Source organism: Streptomyces sp. ML-6 (assembly GCF_030116705.1).
Taxonomy (GTDB): Bacteria; Actinomycetota; Actinomycetes; order Streptomycetales; family Streptomycetaceae; genus Streptomyces.
Map to the genome: position 1 here is coordinate 7,673,484 of NZ_JAOTIK010000001.1, position 21,707 is coordinate 7,695,190.

General features: G+C 72.0%; 3 protein-coding genes and 1 pseudogene. 1 reads left to right on the forward strand and 3 read right to left on the reverse strand.

Annotation, left to right across the window (positions count from 1 at the left end):
• Positions 1-48 precede the first annotated feature (48 nt).
• The 3 genes and pseudogenes from OCT49_RS33565 to OCT49_RS33575 form a co-directional block, all read right to left on the reverse strand.
• A pseudogene (locus OCT49_RS33565) lies at positions 49-18,369 on the reverse strand (SDR family NAD(P)-dependent oxidoreductase); the annotation flags it as partial.
• The gene (asnB, locus tag OCT49_RS33570) at positions 18,366-20,357 is read right to left on the reverse strand and encodes an asparagine synthase (glutamine-hydrolyzing) (RefSeq protein WP_283855558.1); all 1,992 of its coding nucleotides are present in this window, start codon (positions 20,355-20,357) and stop codon (positions 18,366-18,368) included. The pseudogene OCT49_RS33565 and the gene asnB, both read right to left, overlap by 4 nt.
• The gene (locus OCT49_RS33575; RefSeq protein ID WP_283855559.1) at positions 20,345-20,593 is read right to left on the reverse strand and encodes an acyl carrier protein; all 249 of its coding nucleotides are present in this window, start codon (positions 20,591-20,593) and stop codon (positions 20,345-20,347) included. The genes asnB and OCT49_RS33575 overlap by 13 nt, the downstream gene beginning before the upstream one ends.
• 416 nt (positions 20,594-21,009) lie before the next feature.
• Here OCT49_RS33575 and OCT49_RS33580 point away from each other — a divergent pair, with 416 nt between their 5' ends.
• Entirely contained in the window at positions 21,010-21,672 is a 663-nt protein-coding gene (locus OCT49_RS33580) for an NADPH-dependent F420 reductase (RefSeq protein ID WP_283855560.1), read from the forward strand.
• Positions 21,673-21,707 lie beyond the last annotated feature (35 nt).

The window sequence follows — 21,707 nt, forward strand, 5'->3', positions numbered from 1 at the left end:
ATCGAAGGCGGTCAGCTCATTGAGCAGCAGCCAGCCCTTGTCCCGCAGCGCCGACTTGGCGTTGCGCAGCGTGTTGCGCATGTTCCGGGTGGCGTGCAGGACATTGGCGGCGATGACCAGGTCGTAGCCGCCCTCCGGGATGCCCTGCCCCGCGAGCGGTTGCTCCACGTCGAAGCGCCGGCAGTCGAGGTAGGGGACATTCGGACCGAACCGGGCCTGGGCGCGGTTCAGGAACGCCTTCGACAGGTCCGTGTACGTGTAGGTCTCGACACTGTGCCAGTACGGGCGCAGCGCGGCGAACATGCCGACGCTGGTGCCCCCGGTGCCCGCCCCGATCTCCAGTATCCGGATGCGGTGACCCGGGTTCCTCCGCAGCAGCTCCGAGACGATCCCCGAGGCGGCCGACGCCATGGTGCGGTTGAAGGTGTCGGCCACCCGGTTGTTCCGGTAGCAGCCTTCCACCAGCTCCACCGAGCCGCGCGGGAAAATGCTGTCCGTCGCCGGGACACGCCCGATGAGAATATGCGGCAGCTCCTTCAACGTGGCGTCGACCAGGGCGAGTTCCGCCCTCTTGTCGGGATCGGCGGACCACCGTGTGCACTGCTCGGCCCACCGCTGTCCGAGAACGTCGAGAGGCCGCGCCCGGTCCGGTACGACCCGCAGGGCATGGGCGAGCCACATCGTGTACCGCTCGTCGATCCCGCCGCGCTCACGCGCCGCCGCCGGATCGGCGGGGGCCGGTTCCCCTGGCCGCAGCACACCCAGCGCCTCCAGATGGGCCCGCATCAGCTCGGCGAGCAGCGGATCACGCTCGGTGCGGCGCCAGTCGGCCACTCTCCGTAGGAAACGCTCGTCCCCGTCGGCGAGGTCCGCCGGGGCCAGCGCCGCCCCGGACGGCACACCCATGGGCGAACGCCCGTACACGGTCGTGCGCAGCGTCATGTCGATTGGCTCGATCGCCTCCGGATCAGTCATCTTGACGAAACTCACCTGCGGCTGGGGACCGCCGAGCAGGGTGGCGAGCGAGGCCATCGCCTCCGGCGGTTCGATCGACAGCAGTCCCCACCGTGCCATGCTCTGCCGGTGGAACGCGGAGACGACGCTGCCGGTCGATCCCCACCAGCCCCAGTTCATCACCTTCACCGGGCAGTCCAGATGAGTGGCCAGCAGATGCGCGTAAGCGTCGGAGAAGGCGCAACCGGCCGCGTAGTTGCTCTGCCCCGCCGCCGTGACGAACGACTGGAGCGAGGAGAAGAAGACGACGAAGTCGAGCGGCTCCCCGGCGAAGACCCGTGCCATGGCGACGCTGGTGTCGGTCTTCGCCGCCAAGCCCGCCCGGAAGTCGGCCTCCTCCATGGTGGCGAGGCCGCGGTCGCGCAGTACCAGGGCCGCGTGGACGACACCGTGGATTCGCCCGTACCGGGCCTTGATCTCCGCACAGGCCGCGCGCAGCGCCTCGGGGTCCGTGGCGTCGGCCGAAAGGTAGCTGACCTCTCCGCCGGGTCCGGCCGCCCGCGTCCGCGCCTCGATCGATGCGTCCTGCGGGCGGCGGCCGATCCACACCACTCGGGCGCCATGGCGCTCCACCACGTGCCGGGTCCACGCCTCGCCGAGGCCGCCCGCGCCGCCGATGACGACGTAGACACCGCGCTCCCGGTACGGGGCCACCGTCGGCCGCTCGGTCGCGCACGGCACAAGCCGTCGGCGCAGCCACTGGCCCGAGCGCCGCGCCCAGGTGCCGCCGGTGGACCGCGCGGGAAGGTCCGTGAAGGCGTTCGGACCGTCGGTGGTGCCGAGGTCGAAGCGGCGGACCTCCCAGTGGCGGTATTCCTGCGCGAGCGAGCCGAACAGGCCGTGCAGGGCCGCCTGGGCCGGCCGGATCTCCTCGGCCGGATGGGTGGCTTGGGCGCCGCGGGTGACCAGGGTGACGCCGAGGGGACGGGCGCCCTGACCGGTGAGCAGCAGTGCCTTGACCATCCGGAAGGCGGCGAGGACGCCCTGTTCCTGGGCGGCGGCGAAGGCGGCGGTGTCCGTCGGGTGCGGCGCAGTGTCCGGGGCGACCCACAGCAGATGTCCGACCGGGCCGCCGGGCCGCAGCGCGGCGGCGTTCTCCTCGGCCGACGCGCTCGGCGCAAGCCGCCATGCTCGCGCCCCGGGGCAGCGCCGGGCGATCTCGGCGAACTGCCGGTCAGAGGCGCCGACGACCAGGGTCCGCTCCGGCAGCGGCGCGGGGGACACCCCGAGGTCCTCTTCCGGCACCGGCTCCCACACCGGGGCGAACAGCGAGGGCACGGGCTCGGGCACGGCCCGCGAGGTGTAACCGGTCATCCGTACCAGGACCGCCCCCGTTGGGTCGACCAGGTCGATGTCGAGCCTGCTGAGCGCGTCCGGCCCCTCCCGACCCGGCGCGGTACGGACCACGGCCCACATCGCGTCCACGCAGGGGCCGTACAGCTCCAGCGTGTCCAGGGCGAACGGCACCATCACCGCACCGGGCGGGGTCTGCGCACCGTCGAGGTCCAGCGCCGCCGACGCCTGGATCGCCGAGTCGAGCAGCGTGGGATGCAGACCGTACGGATATGGCTCACCCGGTGCCGCCGAGAGACGGGCGACGACCAGGTCCGGCCCCACCTGGGCCTCCTCGATCGCGCGCAGGCTCGGCCCATGGATGATGTCCTTGGCGGCGATCGCCTCGCCGATCCGCGCGCCCGGCACCCGGACCGGGCAGCCCGCGCGCAGTGCTTCCAGGTCCAGCGGGGCCGGACGCGGGGAGACGGAGGGCAGCACACGTCCCTCGCAGAACGGGTCCGTGTCGTCCGTCGCGGAGGCCACCCGGAAGGCGACGCCGTCGCCCTCCGGCCGCACCGTGACATCCACCGCCAGCGGAGCGCCCTCCACGACCAGCGGGCGGACCCAGGTGACGTTCCGCAGGGTGACCGGGGTCGCGGTGTCCGTGCCGAGGGCACGGGCGGCGACCTCACGGGCCAGCTCCAGATGGACCACCCCGGGCAGGACCCGCTCGCCGCGCACCAGATGGTCGCGCAGGAAGCTTTCCTCGCCGGTCAGCTTCGCTGTGCCCCGTACGGCGCCGGGTTCGCCCGGCACCGGGGCCGTACCGGCCAGGATCGGATGGCGGGGCTCCAGGGGCACGAGCCGGTCGGACGCGGCCTCGGTGACGGCCGGCCCCGGCAGAGGGCTTCCGCCGACCCAGTGGCGCTCGCGGGCGAACGGGTAGGTGGGCAGGGGGACCCGGCGCGGCCCCTTACTCGGGAAGATCCGGGCGGGGTCGAGCACCGAGCCCCCGACGAACAGCTCGGCGAGCACGGTGAGGTCCGCGGCGCGGGTGAGGGCCGTCCCGGTGGCGCAGCGGCGCAGCGCCTCCTCGGCGTCCGGCAGCCCTGCTCCGGCGGCCTCCCCGGTGTGCGCCTGCGGCCCGTCGATCCCCTGGTCCAGGACGTCCAGCAGTTCGTTGCGGTCCCGTACCACGCAGGCGAAGCGGTGGGCGAAGTGCTCGCGTCCGGCGGCGAGCGTCCAGGCGATGTCACCGCAGTCCAGGGCGGTCTCCCGGCGCAGATGCGCGGCCAGACGCGTCACCTGCTCTTGGAGCTGCTCACGTGAACGCGCCGACAGCACGACCAGATGGGCCGGGCTCTGCGGACGCGGCCGGGACACCGTCGGCGGCTCCTCCAGGACGAGATGCGCGTTGGTGCCGCTGGCCCCGAAGGAGCTGACCACACCGCGTCGCGGGGTGCCCGAGGGCTTCGGCCACGGGTGGGTGCGGGTGCTGGGATAGAAGGGGCTGCCGTCGAACTGCACGGCGTTGTTGGGCCGTTCGAAGTGGAGCGAGGCCGGGATCTGCCCGTGCCTCATGCCGAGGAGGACCTTGAAGACGGCGGCGACACCGGCGGCGGACTGGGTGTGCCCGAGGTTCGTTTTGACCGAACCGAGGGCGCAGAAACCGGATTTGTCGGTGCCCTTGCGGAAGGCGCGGGTCAGCGCCTGGAACTCGATCGGGTCACCGAGCCTCGTGCCGGTCCCGTGGGCCTCGGCGACCTGGATCGTCTCGACATCGACGCCGAACCGGTCGTACACCTCGCTCAGCAGCCGTTCCTGCGAGAGCGAGCTGGGGGCGGTGATGCCGTTGGTCGCGCCGTCGTGGTTGGTGCCGGAGCCCCGGATCACACCGTGGATGTGGTCGCCGTCGGCGAGTGCGTCCGCCAGTCGCTTGAGGACCAGGACACCGACACCCTCACCCGGTACGAAGCCGTCGGCGCGGTGGTCGAAGGCATGGCAGCGCCCGGTCGGCGAGAGCATCCCGGCGCGTCCGGCGAGGTCGTACAGACGCGGGGAGGTCTGGACGTAGACACCGCCGGCGAGGGCCATGTCCGTCTCGTCCGACCAGAGGTCCTTGCAGGCCAGGTCGATCGCGACCAGGGAACTGGAACAGGAGGTCTCGACCGAGATGGCCGGCCCCTTCAGATCGAGGAAGTACGAGGCACGGGCCGGGACGAAGGACGCCATGTTCCCCCAGAACGCCTGCGCGGGCGCGTCCTCGCCGACGAGCTGCTGGTAGTCGCCGTCCCAGCAGCCGACATACACACCGCAGGTGCGCTCGGCGACCGCGCGTCCAGCGTAGCCCGCGTCCTCCAGGGCCTTCCAGGACTCTTCGAGCAGCAGCCGCTGCTGCGGGTCCATGACGGCGGCCTCGACCCCGGAGATGTTGAAGAACAGCGGGTCGAACTCGTCGATACGGTCGAGGAATCCACCGCGGGTGCAGCGCGGCCTGCCGGTGTCGTCGGCCGCCGGGAGGGGCCAGCGGGTCGCCTCGCCGATCAGGTCGTCACCGGCCGCCAGATGCTTCCAGAGCTCCTCCAGGGAGTCGGAGCCGGCGAACCGTCCGCTCATGCCGACGACCGCGATTGGCTCACGGCCGCCCGCCTCCGGAGCCGGGCCCTCGGCCTCGACCTCGGCCGCCGGAGCGGGCCCGGCGGCCGGCGGGGCATCCGGGACGGGCAGCGTGATGGCCGTGCGGTGCTCGTGCAGCAGATGGGCGATCAGGCGGTCGGCCGTGCTGTGGTCGTAGATGACGCCGGTAGTGAGATCGAGGCCCAGGGTCTCGTTCAGTTCGTGGACGAAGCGGACGCCGAGGATGGAGTCCAGCCCGTAGTCGGCGAACGCGTGGCCGCTCGCGACCGCCCCGGCCTCCATGGCCAGAGCGTCGGCCAGCTTCTCCAGCACGACCTGCCGGACCCGTTCGTCGAGCGGCGGCGCGGGCCGCGCGTCCGCCACCGCGGGCGCCGGTGCCGGGCGGCCGGGCCGTGCTGCGGGTACGGCTCCGGGCACGAAGGGGGCGGCTTCCCGGACGTCGGGCACCCCGGGAGCGGCTTGGTGGTGGACGTCGGACACGAAGGGCGCGGCCTCTTCGACGCGGAACACCGGGGAAGCGGCGGGCGCGTCGGGTGTGCCGAGAGGCTCGAGGTCGCCGGCCCAGTAGCGGTCGTGGGCGAACGGATAGCTGGGCAGCGAGATCCGACGGGGCGTGTCCGGACCGTGCAGGGCGTACCAGTCCGGCGCCACCCCCTGGGTCCACAGCTCCGCGAGTCCCGCGAGCTTGCCCTGCCTGGCCAAGCGGGCCACCAGCAGATGCCCGAGCTCTTCGTCCGCCGCGAGGTCGGCGATGGTGCTCCGGGGTTTACCGACGGTGCCCCGGTGGACGCCGGGGGTGTCCGTTTCCCCGTTCAGGTGCGCGCGCAGCGCGGCGCGCAGTCCGGACACCGAGGTGGCGACCACGGCGAGGCGCTCTTCCCGGTCCTCCCGCCCGATCTGGAGGGTGAAGGCGATGTCGGCGAGACGCTCCCGCGCGCCCGCGCCGTCCAGATGCTCCGCCAGACGGGCGGCCTGAGCACGCAGCTGGTCCGGGGTGCGCGCGGACAGGACGACCAGGTGTTCGGCGGTGGCCCGGTCGGCTACGGGCTCTGACACGTGTTCCTCCAAGATGACATGTGCGTTCGAGCCTCCGGCACCGAACGACGAGACCGACGCCAGACGCGGGCGGTCGCCCGGCCAGTGGGCGAGGTCACGCTGGACGAAGAACGGGGTCTGTTCGAGGGCGAGGTTGGGGTTGAGTTCCTCGGCGTGCAGGCTCGGGGCAAACTGCCTGTGCCGCAGTTGCAGGACGGCCTTGGTCAGTCCGGCGATGCCGGCGGCGGCTTCCAGGTGCCCGATGGACGACTTGACGGAGCCGAGGGCGCAGAAGCCCCGGTCGTCCGTGTCCGCCGCGAAGGCCAGGGTCAGACCGGCCACCTCGATCGGGTCACCGAGTTCGGTGCCGGTGCCGTGCGCCTCGGCGTAGCCGATGTCCCGGGCCGAGACACCCGCGCGGTCGAGCGCGTCACGGATCACCTCGGCCTGGGCCGTGGGACTGGGCACCGTGTAACCGTGGGTGCGGCCACCGTGGTTGACGCTCGTGCCCCGGATCACCGCCAGCACCCGGTCGCCGTCGGCCAGCGCCCGGGAGAGCGGCTTGAGCAGCACCGCGCCCACACCCTCGCCCGGTACGAAGCCGTCACAGCCGCTGCCGAAGCTGCGCAGCTCGGGACCGGTCGACAGCATGTTGGAACGGCACAGCTCGATGTAGTCCAGCGGGTGGAGATACAGATTCACCCCGCCGGCGATGGCCGCCTCGCAGGAGCCCTGGTACAGATGCTCGCACGCCTCGTGGATCGCGGTGAGGGACGCCGAGCACATCGTGTCGATGGTCAGACTCGGCCCGTGCAGATCAAGGACGTGCGAGGTCCGGGAACTCAGCGACGCGAACGACAGTGCCGGGACCACCGTCTCGCCCGAGGGCAGTCTGCGCGCGCCGTAGCGGGCGTGGCCGGACTTGGTGACACCGGCGAAGACCCCGACCCGGCCGCCATGACGGCCGCCGAGTTCCCCGGGGGTGTAACCGGCGTCCTCCACGACCTCCCAGGCCGCCTGGAGGAACAGCCGCTCCTGCGGGTCCATGGCGTAGGCGTCCCGGGGGGCGATCCGGAAGAACATCGGGTCGAAGTCCGCGAAGCCGTCGAGGAACCCGCCCCATTTGCTGTAACTGCGCCCGGTGGCGATCGCCTTGGCACGGTCCGGCTCGTAGAAGCCTTCCCTCGGCCAGCGGTCGGCCGGGATCTCACCGATGCGGTCGCGCCCCGCCTTGAGGTTCTCCCAGAACGCGGTGAGGTCCGGGGCGCCCGGGTAGCGTCCGCTCATCCCGATGACGGCGATGGGCTCCCGCCGCCCGGCGGGCGTGGCGGGCAGCGGCCGGGGCTCGGACGGCGCCGGCCCCGAGTCCCGGGTGGGCTCGCCGGACCTGCCGTCGGTATCACGCGGCCCGTCCTGCGCAGGGGTGAGGTGCCCGGCGATCGCCCGGAGCGTCGGAAGCTCGTAGAAGAGGGTCTTCGACACCTCTCCGTGTCTGAGAGCCAGCTCCTTGTTGAGCTGCACCACCATGATCGAGTCCAGCCCCAGGGTGTGCAGCGGCGCGTCCGGGTCGATGTCGCCCGGTGGGACCTTGGTGACCTCGGCGAAGAGACCGGTGAGGCCGCGCAGCGCCTCCGCGGCGGTGCGCACGGATGTCGCCGGTGCTTCTGTTACGTCCCGTACGGCGGTTGCCGGTGCTTCTGTTACGTCCCGCACGGCGGTTGCCGGTGAGGGGGTGACCGGGATCCGGTCGAGGTCTCCGTGGTGGATCCAGACCTGCCCCTCGCCGTCCAGCCGCCAGGCACGGACCAGTGCGTCGATGCCGTCCGCGGAATCCATCGGGGCCAGGCCCCGGCTCTGCCACAGACGCTTCAGGGCGGCGTCGTCGACGGTCATTCCGCCCTCGCGCCACAGCGGCCAGGCCAGCGACAGGGCGCGTCCGAAGCGTTCCCCGGCGGCGGCACGCGCGTTGCGTCGTACGGCGAAGGCGTCGAGGAAGGCGTTGGCGGTGGCGTAGTCCGCCTGACCGGGATTGCCGGTGACCGCCGAGCCGGAGGAGCACAGCAGCAGGAAGTCCAGGGGCGCTTCGCCCACCGCGCGGTCGAGGTGGACGACGGCGTCCGCCTTCGGCGAGAGGACGTCCGCCCACTCCCGCTCCGTCTTGCGTACCAGGGCGCCGTCGCGCACCACCCCCGCGCAGTGCACGATCCCGTGCGGGCCCCCGTCCCGCTCCCGGACGTCCTCGACGAGGTGGCGCACCTCCTCCCAGCGTGAGACATCCGCCCGCGCGTACCGGGCGGCGGCCCCCGCTGCACGCAGCTCCGCGAGGAGCGCGTCGATCCGCGCGTCCCGGGGCGAGCGGCCGGCCAGGACCAGCGTTGCACCGGCGACGTCCCGGGCGATGGCACGGGCGATCACCGCACCGATGCCGCCCGCGCCGCCGGTGATCAGATAGACGCCGCCGTCGCGCCACGGTCCGGAGGCGTCGTCCCCGGGCGCGGGCTCGGCCCGCTCCCAGGTGAGGACGGAGCGCACCGCGTCCCGCTGGAGGACGACCTCGTCCCCGGTGGCCCGCGCGTTCTCCGCCACCAGGGCGGCGAGCGCCGGGCCGTCCGGCCCGTCGCGACCAGTGAGGTCGAGGCCGATGAGCTGCCCGGTGAGGGTGGGGTCCTCCGCCGCCGCGGTACGCAGCAGACCGGCGAGGGCCAGATGAACGATGTCGTCGCCACCGATGGGCGCCACCACCTGGACCAGCGTGCGGCCGGCCGAGGTGTCGGTGGCCAGCTCGCGCACGGTCTCGAAGACCTGCCGGGAGACAGCGCCGAAACAGCTGTCGAGGCGTTGTGCGCCGGTTTCGGCCGTCGCCCATCGCACGCCCGTCACCTGGCGCTCGGCGGATTCCCGCGCGGCGGCGAGCGCCCCGCACAGGATCACCACATGGCGCTCCGGCCGCTGCGGGCCGCTCGTGGGCGCGGGCTTCGGCTTCCAGCGGGGGACCAGCAGCGCGGTGCCGCTCCAGGCCCGGCCCGGGTCGTCCGGCCGCTCCGGCGCGGCACCCGGGATCCAGTAGCGCTCACGGGCGAAGGGATAGCCGGGCAGCCGCACCCGCCGGGGCGCCGACGCCCCGTACAGCGGCCGCCAGTCCACGGCCGCCCCCGCGGTCCAGCGGGCCAGCAGACGGACCGGGTCGCCGTTCGGCACCAGGGGCACGGAATCGGTGACCGGCCGGACGGCACTGCCCCTGACCCCGTTCCCGATGTTCTCGCCGTCCTTTGTGAAGTTCCGCAGGCGGTCGGTGAGTTCACGCAGCGATCCGACGACCCAGCCGACGCGCTCGGCCATCGCCTCCCGTCCGGACTGGAGAGTCCAGGCCAGCGCGCGCAACGACGGCGGCTCGGGCGTCCGTTCCAGATGGGCGAGCAGCCTGTGCGCGACCTGGCTCAGTTGTCCTGGGGTACGAGCCGACAGCGGGACGATCACAGGGGTGTCCTCGGCGTCCGGGTCGGGCAGGGCGCCCGGGGTGTACTCCTCGACGACCACATGGCAGTTGGCGCCGCCGAAGCCGAAGCTGCTGATCCCGGCCCGCCGCGGGACCGAGCGGCGTCGCCAGGGCTCGTTCTCGCGCCCGACGCGGAAAGGGCCTCCTTCGAGTTCGAGATAGGGGTTGAGGTCCGCGCAGTTACGGGTCGCCGGGATGACACCGTGCTCCAGGGCGAGCAGCACCTTCAGCAGCCCGGCGACACCTGCCGCCGCCTCCAGATGGCCGATGTTGGTCTTCACCGAGCCCAGCACGACGTCCGCCAGGGGGGTGCTGCCGAGCCGTTTGTAGGCGGTGCGCAGCGCGCGTACCTCGACGGGGTCGCCGAGCACGGTTCCGGTGCCGTGGGTCTCGATGTAGTCGACGGTGTCCGGCTCGATGCCCGCCATCGCCGCCTGGACCAGCTCGGCCTGGGCGTCTGCGTTGGGCGCCGTCAGGGAGTTGGCGCGGCCGCCGTGGTTCTCGGCGCTGCCGACGAGCACGCCGAGGATCGGGTCACCGTCCCGCTCGGCGGCGTCGAGCGGCTTGAGCACCAGCGCGCCGACGCCCTCCCCGCGCACATAGCCGTCCGCGTCCCGCGCGAAGGTCCGGCACCGGCCGGTCGGGCTCAGCATCCCGGCGCGATGGGCGCTGACGAAGGTGTCCACACTGAGCAGGAGATTGACCCCGCCGGCGATCGCCAGATCGCACACGCCGGAGCGGATGGCCTCCAGCGCGCGGTGCACGGCGACCAGGGAACTGGAGCAGGCCGTGTCCACGGGCTGGCTCGGGCCCCGGATGTCGAGGATGTACGAGATCCGGTTGACCAGCATGGAATGGGCGTTGCCGGTGGAGGTGAACGCGTCCGGTTCGACGCCGTGGGTGGTGAGCAGAGTGGCGTAGTCGGTGCCCGAGACACCGAAGTAGAGCCCGGTGTTCCTCGGTAGTCCGGCCCGGGTGTACCCGCTGTCCTCGATCGCGCTCCAGACCGTCTCCAGGGCGAGCCGGTGCTGGGGGTCCATCAGCTCGGCTTCCCGCGGGTAGATCTGGAAGAAGCCGGCGTCGAACGCGTCGACATCGTCGACGACACCCGCGTGGCGCGGGAAATCGGCCTTCTCCACGATCCGCCGGTAGGCGTCGTTGTAGCGGTGGACGGGGAACTCCGAGACGCAGTCCCGGCCTTCGACGAGCCGCGACCAGTAGGTGTCCAGGTCGGGTGAGCCGGGGAAGCGCCCGGCGGCACCGATGACGGCGATGGGCACCGGCCCGTCGCGGCGTTCCGGGGCACGGCTCTCCCGGCCGGTCGCGGCGGATGGAGCCGGCTCGGTCACAGCCGTCCGCGGTACCGAAGGCATCGACGGGACCGGCGGTTTCGAGCCTTCCCGCGCGGTGTCGAGCTGGTGCCCGAACTCGGTGACCAGATGGCGGCCCAGCCGGTCCAGCGTGGTCAGATCGAAGAAGACCGCGGGGGTCAGCTCGGCACCGAGCGACTCCTTGATGAGCGTGCTGAACGCGACGAGCGAGATGGAGTCGAAGCCGAAGGCGTCGAAACCGGTGTGGACATCCAGTTCCTCGGCATCGAACTTCAGGATGTCCGCCGCGATACGGCGGAGTTCACCGACCGTGAAGGCGACCAGCGCCCCGCTCTCGTCCTCGGGCGGTTCCGGAGGGCCGGACGCGAGCGCCCGCTGCTCAGCGATGGCAGGCACCGGCGTACCGCTGCGCTCCGCCTCTGTGGCCGCGGACTCCGTACCGCCCTCGCCCCACCGCACGCCCACCAGTTCGGCCAGGACCCGGCCGTCGCGGTCCGCCAGCCGGACCCGGCCGCCGGGGGTATCGGGCCGCGTCGGCAGGTCGAGGAACACCTGGGCCACGTCGTCGCCGTCCCGTGCGTCACCGAAGAGACGTATGTCGTCGATCCGGTACGGGACTTGCCGTGCCCAGGCGGGTTCACCGGCCCGCCTGGCGAAGAGCTGGACACCATGGGCGATCGCCGCGAGGACATGCGGGGCGATACTGACGTTTCTCCGGGTGTGATCCCGGCGAAGCTCCGGGACGGACACATCGAGGACGAGCTGTCCGTCCGGCAGCCAGTGCGCGCCGTGCACCCCGCACAGCAAGGGGTCGGGGGTGATGCCGCCCTCGGCCAGTTCGGCCAGCACCTCCTCCCGGTCCAGGGCGCGCGTACCGTCGCCGCCGAGCCGCACGGTGTCCGGCGCGGCCCGCCGGTTGTCCGGGTACACCGCGAAGTCGGCGACCGGGGTACGCGCTCCCGTCCCGTCCTCGCGGAACACGGCCCCGACGGCTTCCTCCCGGCCCCGGACGGTGACCGTGGTGACCAGACGGGCGGTGGCGTCCCAGGGGACCGGGCCGTACAGGCGCAGGCCCTTGACGCGCGGGGTGCCGGTGAGTCCGGAGACCTTCCCGACGGCGAGCGCCAGATCGACGGCGAAGGTCGGGACGATGCCCCGCACCTTGTCCTGCGGGCAGCCGTAGTCGGCGAGGTCGTCGAGGTGGACGTCCAGACCGTAGCGCAGCCCGTCGATGTCGGAGTGGTTGGCCCCGAGGAACGGATGCGGTTTCCCACTCAGGGCCAGCGGCGCGGTGACGTCGGGTGCGCCCGGCTCCGGGTCCACCCAGCACCGCACCCGCTCGAACGGGTAGGCCGGCAGCGAGATCCGCCGGGGCGGGCGGGCGCCGGTGAGCGGGGCCCAGTCGACGCCACCGCCACCGGTCCAGGCGAGGGCCAGTTCACGGGCGGCCGAGGCGCGCGGGCCGGTAGCGGTGAGCGCGGCGGCCTGGTCACGGTCACCGGCCAGACAACGGTCGACGGCCGCGACGGCATCGGCGAGGTTCTGGGCCAGGAAGGCCCAGCGGCACGGCAGTTCGTTCTTGCCGACCCGGAGCGTATGGGCGATCGAGGGCAGGTCCGCCTCGTCCGCCGCCGCCAGGAAGTCCCTGAACCGCCGGAGCGAGGTCTCCAGCACGGTGTCGGTCATCGCGGAGAAGACGAACAACTCGGGCCCGTCCGGCCGCGGTGCCCGGGGGCCGGTTCGGTCGATGTACTCCTCCACGACGATGTGCGAGTTCATACCGCCCGCACCGATGGAGGTGATACCGGCCCGCCGTGGATGGACGGTCGTGGATCCGTTCTCCACCGTGACTGCCGGTTCCCACTCGGTGCGTTCCCGCTGCACCCGGAAGGGTGTGTCGGCGAAGGAGATGTCGGGATTCAGCTGCTCGCTGTGGAGCGAGGGGACGAGGGTGCGCTTCTTGAGCTGGAGGACCACCTTCGCCAGGCCGACCATGCCGGCCGCGTGCAGCAGGTGTCCCATGTTGGACTTGACCGACCCCAGGGCGCAGAACTGCGTGTCCCGAGTGTACTTGCCGAACGCCGTGGTGAGGGCCCTGACCTCGATCGGATCGCCGAGCGAGGTGCCGGAACCGTGGCCCTCCACATAGCTGATGGTGCGCGGGTCGACGCCGGCGTCGTCGATCGCCTTCTCGATGGCACGGGCCTGCATCCGCGGGTTGGGCACGGTGAACCCGTTGCGCACACCGGCGTTGGTGATCGCGGTGCCCTTGATGACGGCGTGGATCCGGTCACCGTCCCGCTCGGCGTCGATCAGCGGCTTGAGCACCACGGCGCCGACGCCCTCGCCGAGGATGGTCCCGTCCGCGCCGAGCCCGAAACTCCGGATGACATCGGAGGTCGCGGTGGTGAAGTGCTCGTGTGAGGAGGTGATGAGGTTGTACGGGTGCAGCAGGAGGTTCACCCCTCCGGCGACTACCATCCGGCACTCGCCGGCCCGCAGCATCTGCACGGCCTGGTGCACACACGTCGACGAACCCGAGCACATGGTGTCGAGGAAGATCGACGGCCCGGTGAACCCGTAGAAGTACGACAGCATGTTGGGCAGCGTGCCGGTGTAGCTGCCGGTCGCCGGGGCCCCGCGGGTCAGGCTGTTCTGGAAGCCGTAGAGACCGTAGTGGTTGCTCATGGAGCCGACGAGCACGCCGACGTCGCCCTGGTATTGGCGCTGGATCGTCTCGCGGGAGTACCCCGCGTCCTCCAGCGCCTCGACACCGGCCCGCAGGAAGAGGCGGACCTCCGGTGACATCCGTTCTGCCTCGCGCTTGGAGACCCGGAAGTATCGGGGGTCGAAGGTGTCGATCTCCCCGAGGAACGTCCCGGTACGGATGGCGCTCTTGCCGGGGACACTGCGCTCGCTGCTGTAGATCGTGTCGTGGTCCCAGCGCTCGCGGGGCACCTCCCGGAAGAGGTGGCGCCCTTCTTCGAGGACCGACCACAGCTCGTCCAGGGTCTCGGCGCCGGGGTAGGCGCCGGAGATACCGATGATCGCGATGTCGTGGCGGTCGTCGGACGTGGCGGCGGCCGGGGCCCCGGCCGCGGCGGCCCGGACCTCCACCGGTGCCAGGTCCCGGCGTGCGGACGCCTCATCCGGCCCGGGGACGGCCGACGGTTTGGGCGCGGCTGACGCTCCGGACACGGCGGACGGTTCAGGTACGGCGGACGGCTCGGTCTTCGCCACCGGCTCGGGCGTCCGCTCCGGTGCCGCGCCGAAATGGGATTCAAGCGCCGTCCGGTGCTCCTCGACGAGATAGCCGACGACGCCTTCGATGTCGAGGTACTCGAAGAAGAGCGTCTTGGGCAGCGGCCCGGTGACCTTGCCGAGCCGCTCGGTGGCCTCCAGGATGGCGAGCGAGTCGATCCCGTAGTCGACCAGGCCGACGGTGGTGTCGAGGGCCGCCGGGTCGTGGTGCAGCACCTCGCCCAGCACCTGCTTCAGCACCTCCGTCGTACGCGCCACCAGGTCGTCCCCGGAGAGCCCGCCCGGGGCCCGGACGGGCGGGGCGGGCACCGCGGCGGGCGCGGCCTGCGGCTCGGCGGTGAGGGAGGCGTCGGCGCCGTACGCGAGGACGAGGTGCTCCGGCGAGTCGAGCAGCGCGCGCCCCAGGACCCGCAGACCGTCCTCCGTGGGCAGCGGCTCCCAGCCGCGCTGCCGGCGCATCGACGCGAGGGTCACCTCGTCCATCGTCATCCCGCCGTCCGCCCACAGCGGCCAGCTCACCGCCACGGTCCGGCCGGTCCGCTCCCCGGCGTCCACCAGCGTCTGCCGGTGTCGGGCGAAGGCGTCCAGGAAGGCGTTGGCCGCCGCGTAGTCGCCCTGGCCCGCGCTGCCGTACACCCCGGCGACGGAGGAGAAGAGCACCAGGAAGTCGAGGGCGAGGCCGCGGGTGGCCGCGTCGAGGTGGAGGACACCGGCCACCTTCGGCGCCAGTACCTCCGCCACCTCGCGGGGGTCCTTGGTGAGGAGATAGGCGTCCCGCAGCGTCCCCGCCGCGTGCACGATTCCGTCCAGCGACCCGTGCTCGCGCACGATGGTGCGGACGGCGCGCTCCACGTCCTGCGCGCTGCCCGCGTCGGCGGCGAGGTAGTGCGCGTCGACCCCGGCCGCGCGCAGCCCGGCCAGTGCCTCGTCGGTCGCCGCCCCGGCCGGGGTCCGGCCGCTGAGCACCACGGTGACACCGTCCTGCCGGGCGAAGTAGCGGGCGACGTTCCGGCCGAGGCCGCCGAGGCCCCCGGTCAGCCAGTAGACCCCGCCCTTCTTCAGCGGCGGGACCTCCGGACCGGCGGCGGGTTCGACGGCGACCGGACGCCAGGTGCGGCGGACGCCGTCGGCGCTGCGACGGATCTCGGCGTCGGCGACGACGGGATCGGCGGCCTCCTGGCGCACGATCTCCGCGATCCGCCCGGACGGCGCGGTGTCGAGGCCGGCGACCCGGACCACCCGCCCGGACACGGACGGGTTCTCCAGGTGCAGGGTCCGGAAGAGGCCGACGAGCGGCGCGTGGCAGAAGCGCGGCACCCGGTCGTCGACCAGCACGAGGAAGCGGTGCGTTCCCCTCGGTTTCGAGCGCAGCAGTTCCTGGATCCGCCCGAGGACACGGTCCAGTACGACGGTGACACCGTCCGCCACGGCGTCGAGGGGGACGCCGGGCAGGGCGGTGAAGGGGAGGCCGGTCGCACCGGACAGCCCGGAGACGAACGGCTCGGGCATCCCGGCGACGAAGCCGTGCACCGTGCCGGGCTCGGCCGTGCCGGCGGGCGCAGCCTCCACCCAGCGCGAGGTGGCTGCCACCACGCCCGGCCCGATGGGGGCGGACGGCTCGGCGGGTTCCGCCGGTTCGGTGACGGTCCGCTGCGCGAGACCGCGCAGCCGGGCCAGGACCGTGCCGTTGTCGTCGCACAGGTCGATGTCGAAGACGGCGAGCTCCTTGCCGCCGCGCCGGTGGCGGACCCAGGCCCAGACGGCGTCCCCGCACGTGCCGTGGACGTCGAGGCGGTCAAGGGCGAGCGGCAGCGTCAGCGCCTGCTCCGCCCCGGGGTTCAGGGCGGACCGGAGGACCAGCGACGCCTGGAGCGCCGCGTCCAGCACGCTCGGCGGCAGCGCCACCGCGATGTCCGTTGCGGGCCGCTCGATCCGCGCGAGCAGTTCCCCCGACCCGAGGTGGATCCCGGTGAGTCCGCGCAGGGCAGGCCCGTACCGCAGACCCGCCTCGCGGAAGCCCGCGTACACCTCGGCGGGGTCGCGGCGAGCGGCGCAGGACGCGCGCAGCGCGTCGAGGTCGAGCGTCTCGCGCTCCTCCGCCGGGCCGACCGAGGCGATGCCCCGGCTGTGCACCACGGCGGCGCCGGCCTCCTCGTCCCCGGTACGGATCTCGTACCCGAGGGCGCCGTCGTCCCCGGGGGTGAGCACCACCCGAACCTGGAGCGGCTGCCCGTCCGCCACCAGCGGGCGCAGCCAGGCCGTGTCGGTCAGCCGGAGTGCCGTGGCGGCCGGGTCCTCGTGACCGGTGGCGTACGACACCGCGGCGCGGACCATCTCCAGCTGGGCGGCGGCCGGCAGCACCCGCGCCCCGTCCACGCGGTGGTCGTCGAGGAACGGCTCGTCGCCGGTGAAGACCGAGGTGTAGCGCTGTTCGCCGAGGCGGGAGGTGTTGCGGTGCACGAGGGGGTGGAGCGTGCCGGTGGTCGTGGCGTTCTCGGGGCGGGTCCGGAACCAGTGGCGTTCCCGGGCGAAGGGGTAGCCGGGCAGCCGCACTCGGCGCCCGTGCGGGTGGCCCGGCAGCGGGGACCAGCCCGTCTCGCCGCCCTCGGCCCACCGCCGGGCGGTCTCCGACAGCTCGGCGAGACCGTCCGTGTCCGGTGCCCCGGTACGGTCGTGCGCGGCGGTGTCGCTCAGCATTCCATCCGCGAACTCGCGCAGAGCGAGCAGGAGTTGCCGTCGGTCCGTCACCACGAAGGCGACCCGCGCGGGCATCGGCTCACGGCCGGTCCGGAGGGTGTACGCGATATCGGCGAGGCGCGGCGACGCACCGGCCGGAGTATCGGCGGTGGAGGACGCGGTCAGAAACGTGTGCAGGTCCTTCGCCACCCGGCGCAGGCGCTCCGGGGTACGTGCCGAGAGGGGTACGACACAGGCGCCCGGCTCCTCGGCCCCGCAGTCCGGCCGGTCGCCGGGCAGGTACTCCTCCAGGACGACATGAGCGTTGGTCCCGCCGAAGCCGAAGGAGCTGACCCCGGCACGCCGGGGCACCGGGGCGGCGTCCGGACCCGCGGGCGGCTCGGCCCACGGCTCGGTCTCGCTCACGATCCGGAATGGACTGCCATCCAGCTCGATCAGCTTGTTCGGTTCGGTGAAACCGGCGGTCGCGGGGAGCACCCGTTCCCGGAGGGCGGCGATCACCTTGACCATCCCGGCGACGCCCGCCGCGCCCTCCAGATGCCCGATGTTGGTCTTGACCGAGCCGATGCCGATGGTCCCCGGCACGGGTTCCGTGCCCTGCGCCCGGTGCAGCTCGCGGAAGGCGCGCTTGAGCGCGAGCACCTCGATGGGGTCGCCGACCGGCGTACCTGGACCATGGGCCTCGATATAGGACACGGTCTCCGGACGGATGCCCGCCCGGGTGTAGAGCCCCTCGATCAGGCTCGCCTGCGCGACCGGATTGGTGACGGTGAGCGAATTGGTCCGGCCGCCGTGGTTGGTGGCGACACCCCTGATCACCGCGTACACCGGATCGTCGTCGGCGACCGCCTGTGCCAGTGGCTTCAGCAGCAGCACTGCGCCGCCCTCGCCGCGCACATACCCGTCGGCCCCCTGGTCGAAGGCCCGGCAGCGGCCGGTGGGCGACAGCATGCTCGCCTGGCTGAAGGCGACGAAGTGTTTGGGCGACCAGCACAGATTCACCCCGCCGGCCAGGGCCAGCGCGCAGTCGCCGTTGCGCAGCGCGGACACCGCCTCGTAGACCGAGACCAGCGAACTGGAGCACGCGGTGTCATTGGTGATGCTGGGGCCCTGGAAGTCCAGGTGGTACGAGATCCGGTTGGAGATGATCGAGTACGCGGTGCCGGTGGGGAAATAGGCGTCGGTCCTGGCCCCGTCGCGTTCCATCAGTTCCGCGTAGTCGGCGTGGCAGACCCCCATGAAGACGCCGGTCCGGGTGCCCGCCAGCTCGCCCGCGCGGTAGCCCGCGTCCTCGATGGCGTGCCAGGCCAGTTCCAGGGCGAAGCGCTGCTGGGGGTCCATGCTTGCCGCCTCGCGCGGGGAGATGCTGAAGAAGGCGGCGTCGAAACGGTCCGCCTCCTCGATGAAGCCGCCCCAGACGCTATTCGTCTTCTCGGCGCCTCGCCTGGGGCTGCCGAACCAACGCTCCTTGGACCATCGTTCGGGCGGCACCTCGGAGATCAGCGACCGGCCCGCGACCAGATGCCCGAAGAACTCCGGCAGGGTCTCGGAGCCGGGCATCCGCAGTGCCAGCCCGATCACTGCGACGCCGTCCTCGGCCGGAACGTACGCGCGCGTGGTCATCGCCGCCCTCCGGGAAGGAGTAAGGACCCGCGGCGGTCGATCACCGTGGTCAGGTTCATCTGGGCGTCCGATGGAATACGCATGGGGCCGTTCCCGTCCGTCACGAACTGCTGGTTGAGCAGGGCGGTCGAGAGAAGCAGGACGAACGCCTGGTCCTCCTTGGTGCTGATCCCGTCCGGGGGAGTGGCCAGGACCTTGCGGACCAGCCGCTCGGCGAAGACCGGGTCGATACCGTCGATCTTCTTGAGTTCCCGCTCCGAGAGAACCAGCTCCAGATAGTCCGGCCGGTGCTCCTGGAAGGCGACGCCGCCCGGGGCGCGGTAGGGCTGCTTGCGCCGGGAGAGCGGATCCGCCGGGAGGAGTCCGCGGAACGCCTCCTTGAGCACGGCCTTCTCCTCCCATCCGTCGTCGAAGCGCAGATTGGCCGAGGCGGCGGCGCGCACCACGGCCGGGTCGAGGAACGGGCAGCGGTTCTCCACCCCGTGGGCGAGCCCCATCCGCTCCCCCTGGCTGGACAGCAGATAGCCGGCCAGCAGGGTCCGGAACTCCAGCCACTGCGCCTTCTGGGTCGGGGACAGGCCGGCATAGCCGGGCGTGTTCCCGACCAGCGCGAGCAGATCGGCGAACGGCTCGGTGCGGTCCTGGAGCAGCCGCTGGGCGAACCGACCGTTCTGGTAGCGCAGTTCATGCGAGAACAGCCCCGGCAGCCGCTCCTCGGAGAACTGACTGAGCAGCCCCGCCACATGGACCCGGTGCTCGGGTCCGAAGTGGCCGAGTTCCGGATGCAGCACCGCGATCCGGCGCTGCCGCTCCTCGGGGGAGAGGCCGTTCCAGGAGGCGCGCAGCATGGTCTCGCGGAACAGCGAGTAGCCGAGGAAGGCCTCGTCCGCGCCTTCTCCGCTCAGGATCGTCTTGATTCCGGCGTCGCGTACGTGCCGCGACAGCAGGTACATCGGGACGAGGGCCGTACGGAAGACGGGGAACTCGGCGTGGTGGACGGCGGCGGGGAAGTTCTCCGTGATGTCGGCCGTGGAGATCGTGATGGCGGAATGGCGGGTGCCCAGGTAGTCCGCGACGGAGTGCTGGCTGCCCGACTCGTCGAGGGCCCGGTCCTCGAACTCAACGGAGAAGGTGCGGACCTCGTGGGAGGAGAGGTCGGTGGCGAGCCTGGTGACGACGGACGAGTCGAGGCCGCCGCTCAGATAGACCCCGACCTCGACATCGCTGCGCAGCCGTACCTCGACGCTGGTGCGCAGGGTGTCGCGCACCAGCTCGGCCGCCTGGGCCGCCGTACCGGTGAACGGCTCGGCGGTGACGGAGAGTTCCTCATACGTGTGCACCGCGGGCCGGCCCCCGCGGAGGGTGAGGAAGCTGCCGGGGGGAAGCTGGCTCACCCCCTTGAACGGGGACCGGTCCGGCAGCGGGGTCCAGATCCCGAAGACCGTCTTCAGCTCATGGGGGTCGAGTGCGAAACGGAAACCCGGGACGGCGCGGAACGCCTTCATCTCCGAGGCGAAGAGGAACCCGCCGGGGCCGCTCGTGTGGAACAGCGGGCGCTTGCCGTACCGGTCGCGGGCGAGGAAGAGTTCGTCGGCGACGGCGTCCCGGACGGCGAAGGCGAACGCCCCGTTGAACCGGGTCAGGCAGTCCGGCCCCCACTGGATCCATGCCTGGAGGACGACCTCCGTGTCCGACCGGGTACGGAACGGCCGGCCGAGCCCGCGCAGTTCCTCACGCAGCTCGATGTGGTTGTACAACTCGCCGTTGAAGCAGATCCAGTAGCGCTCCGTGGCATCCGACATGGGCTGCGCACCCGTCGCCAGATCGACGATCGCCAGCCGCACGGTCCCCATGGCGAGACCGTCGTCCAGGTAGTAGCCCACCTCGTCGGGTCCGCGGTGGCGGATCTCCGACAGCATGCCGGCGACGACCTCGGGGCGGGGCTCCGCACCGGGCGAGGAGGGGACGTACCCCGCTACTCCGCACACGGGGCGCCTCCCGGCGTACCGCTGCGGTCCATCCGGTCGGCCACGAACCTGTCGATCGCCTCCAGCGTGGCCGGGACCTCCAGCAGGAACTCCGCGCTCTCGATCTCCAGCGAGAATTCCTTCTCCAGGAAGGACATCAGTTGGACGTATCCGAAGGAATCGATGATCCCTTCCTTGAAGAGATCGCTCTGCGGTGTCACGTCGTCACCGAAGTCGATCAAGAACTGTTCTTCCACGAACCGAATGATTTTGTCCGTCCTGGTCACTGACCCATTCCTTGTCATCACGGGGACGTCGCGCGGCGCCCGCGGGGGCGTGCGGGGGCGTGCGAGAACTCCGCCGGGCCGCGTGGTGGTCGCTGGGAGAGTGCGACTGCGCCATCACCCACCCGTATCGATCGTGGCGAATACCGCCGACGAGATCGGTCGGCGGTCCGGAATTACTTGGCCGCCCCTCATCCGGTGTCCCTTCCCATTGACCGGTCGCGGTCACACTAAATTTCACTATCAATGGTTCCGCTGATGCCGGTCAAGCGGAACTTATTGATGGACTGGATCGCTTCGTACGATTCAATGGAAACGGCTACATAGATTCACGTTGCCTGGGTAAAGTCATGCGGCAGCGAAGTTCGTATGTCCTGCGGGAGGTTTTCATGAAGATCGGTGTCATCGGCGCCGGGAATATCGGCGGCAACCTCACCCGGCGGCTCAGCGCGCTCGGTCATGAGGTGTCCGTGGCCAACTCGCGCGGCCCCGGGACGCTGACCGCCCTGGCAGAGGAGACGGGCGCGACCCCCGCCACCGTCACCGACGCCGTCCGCGACGCCGAGGTCGTGGTGGTCGCTCTACCCCTGAAGAGCGTGCCCGACCTGCCCTCGGGGCTCTTCGACGGCGCGTCCGGCGACCTGGTCGTCATCGACACCGGCAACTACTACCCCCGGCCCCGCGACGGCCGTATCGCCGGCATCGAGGACGAGGAGCTGACCGAGAGCCGCTGGACCGAGCGCCAGCTCGGCCGCCCGGTCGTCAAGGCGTTCAACGGCACCTACGCGGAGGACCTGTTGAACGCGTTCCGCCCGGCGGGCTCGCCCGAGCGGCTCGCCCTGCCGGTCGCCGCCGACGACCCGGCCGCGAAGAAGACCGTCCGGGCCCTCATCGACGAACTGGGCTTCGACACCGTCGACGCGGGCTCCCTCGACGACTCCTGGCGCCAGCAGCCGGGCACCCCGGTGTACGGGCTGCAGGCCGGCGCCGACGCGGTCGCCCGAGCGCTGTCCGAGGCGTCCCCCGAGCGCCCGGCGGAGTTTCGCGGCTGAACCCGCCTTCGGGGTGGAGAACGCCTAGGTCTTCG

What these genes read in the sequence shown, in the direction of transcription:
- OCT49_RS33580 (WP_283855560.1), top strand. Translation starts at nt 21,010, where the DNA reads ATGAAGATCGGTGTCATCGGCGCCGGGAATATCGGCGGCAACCTCACC.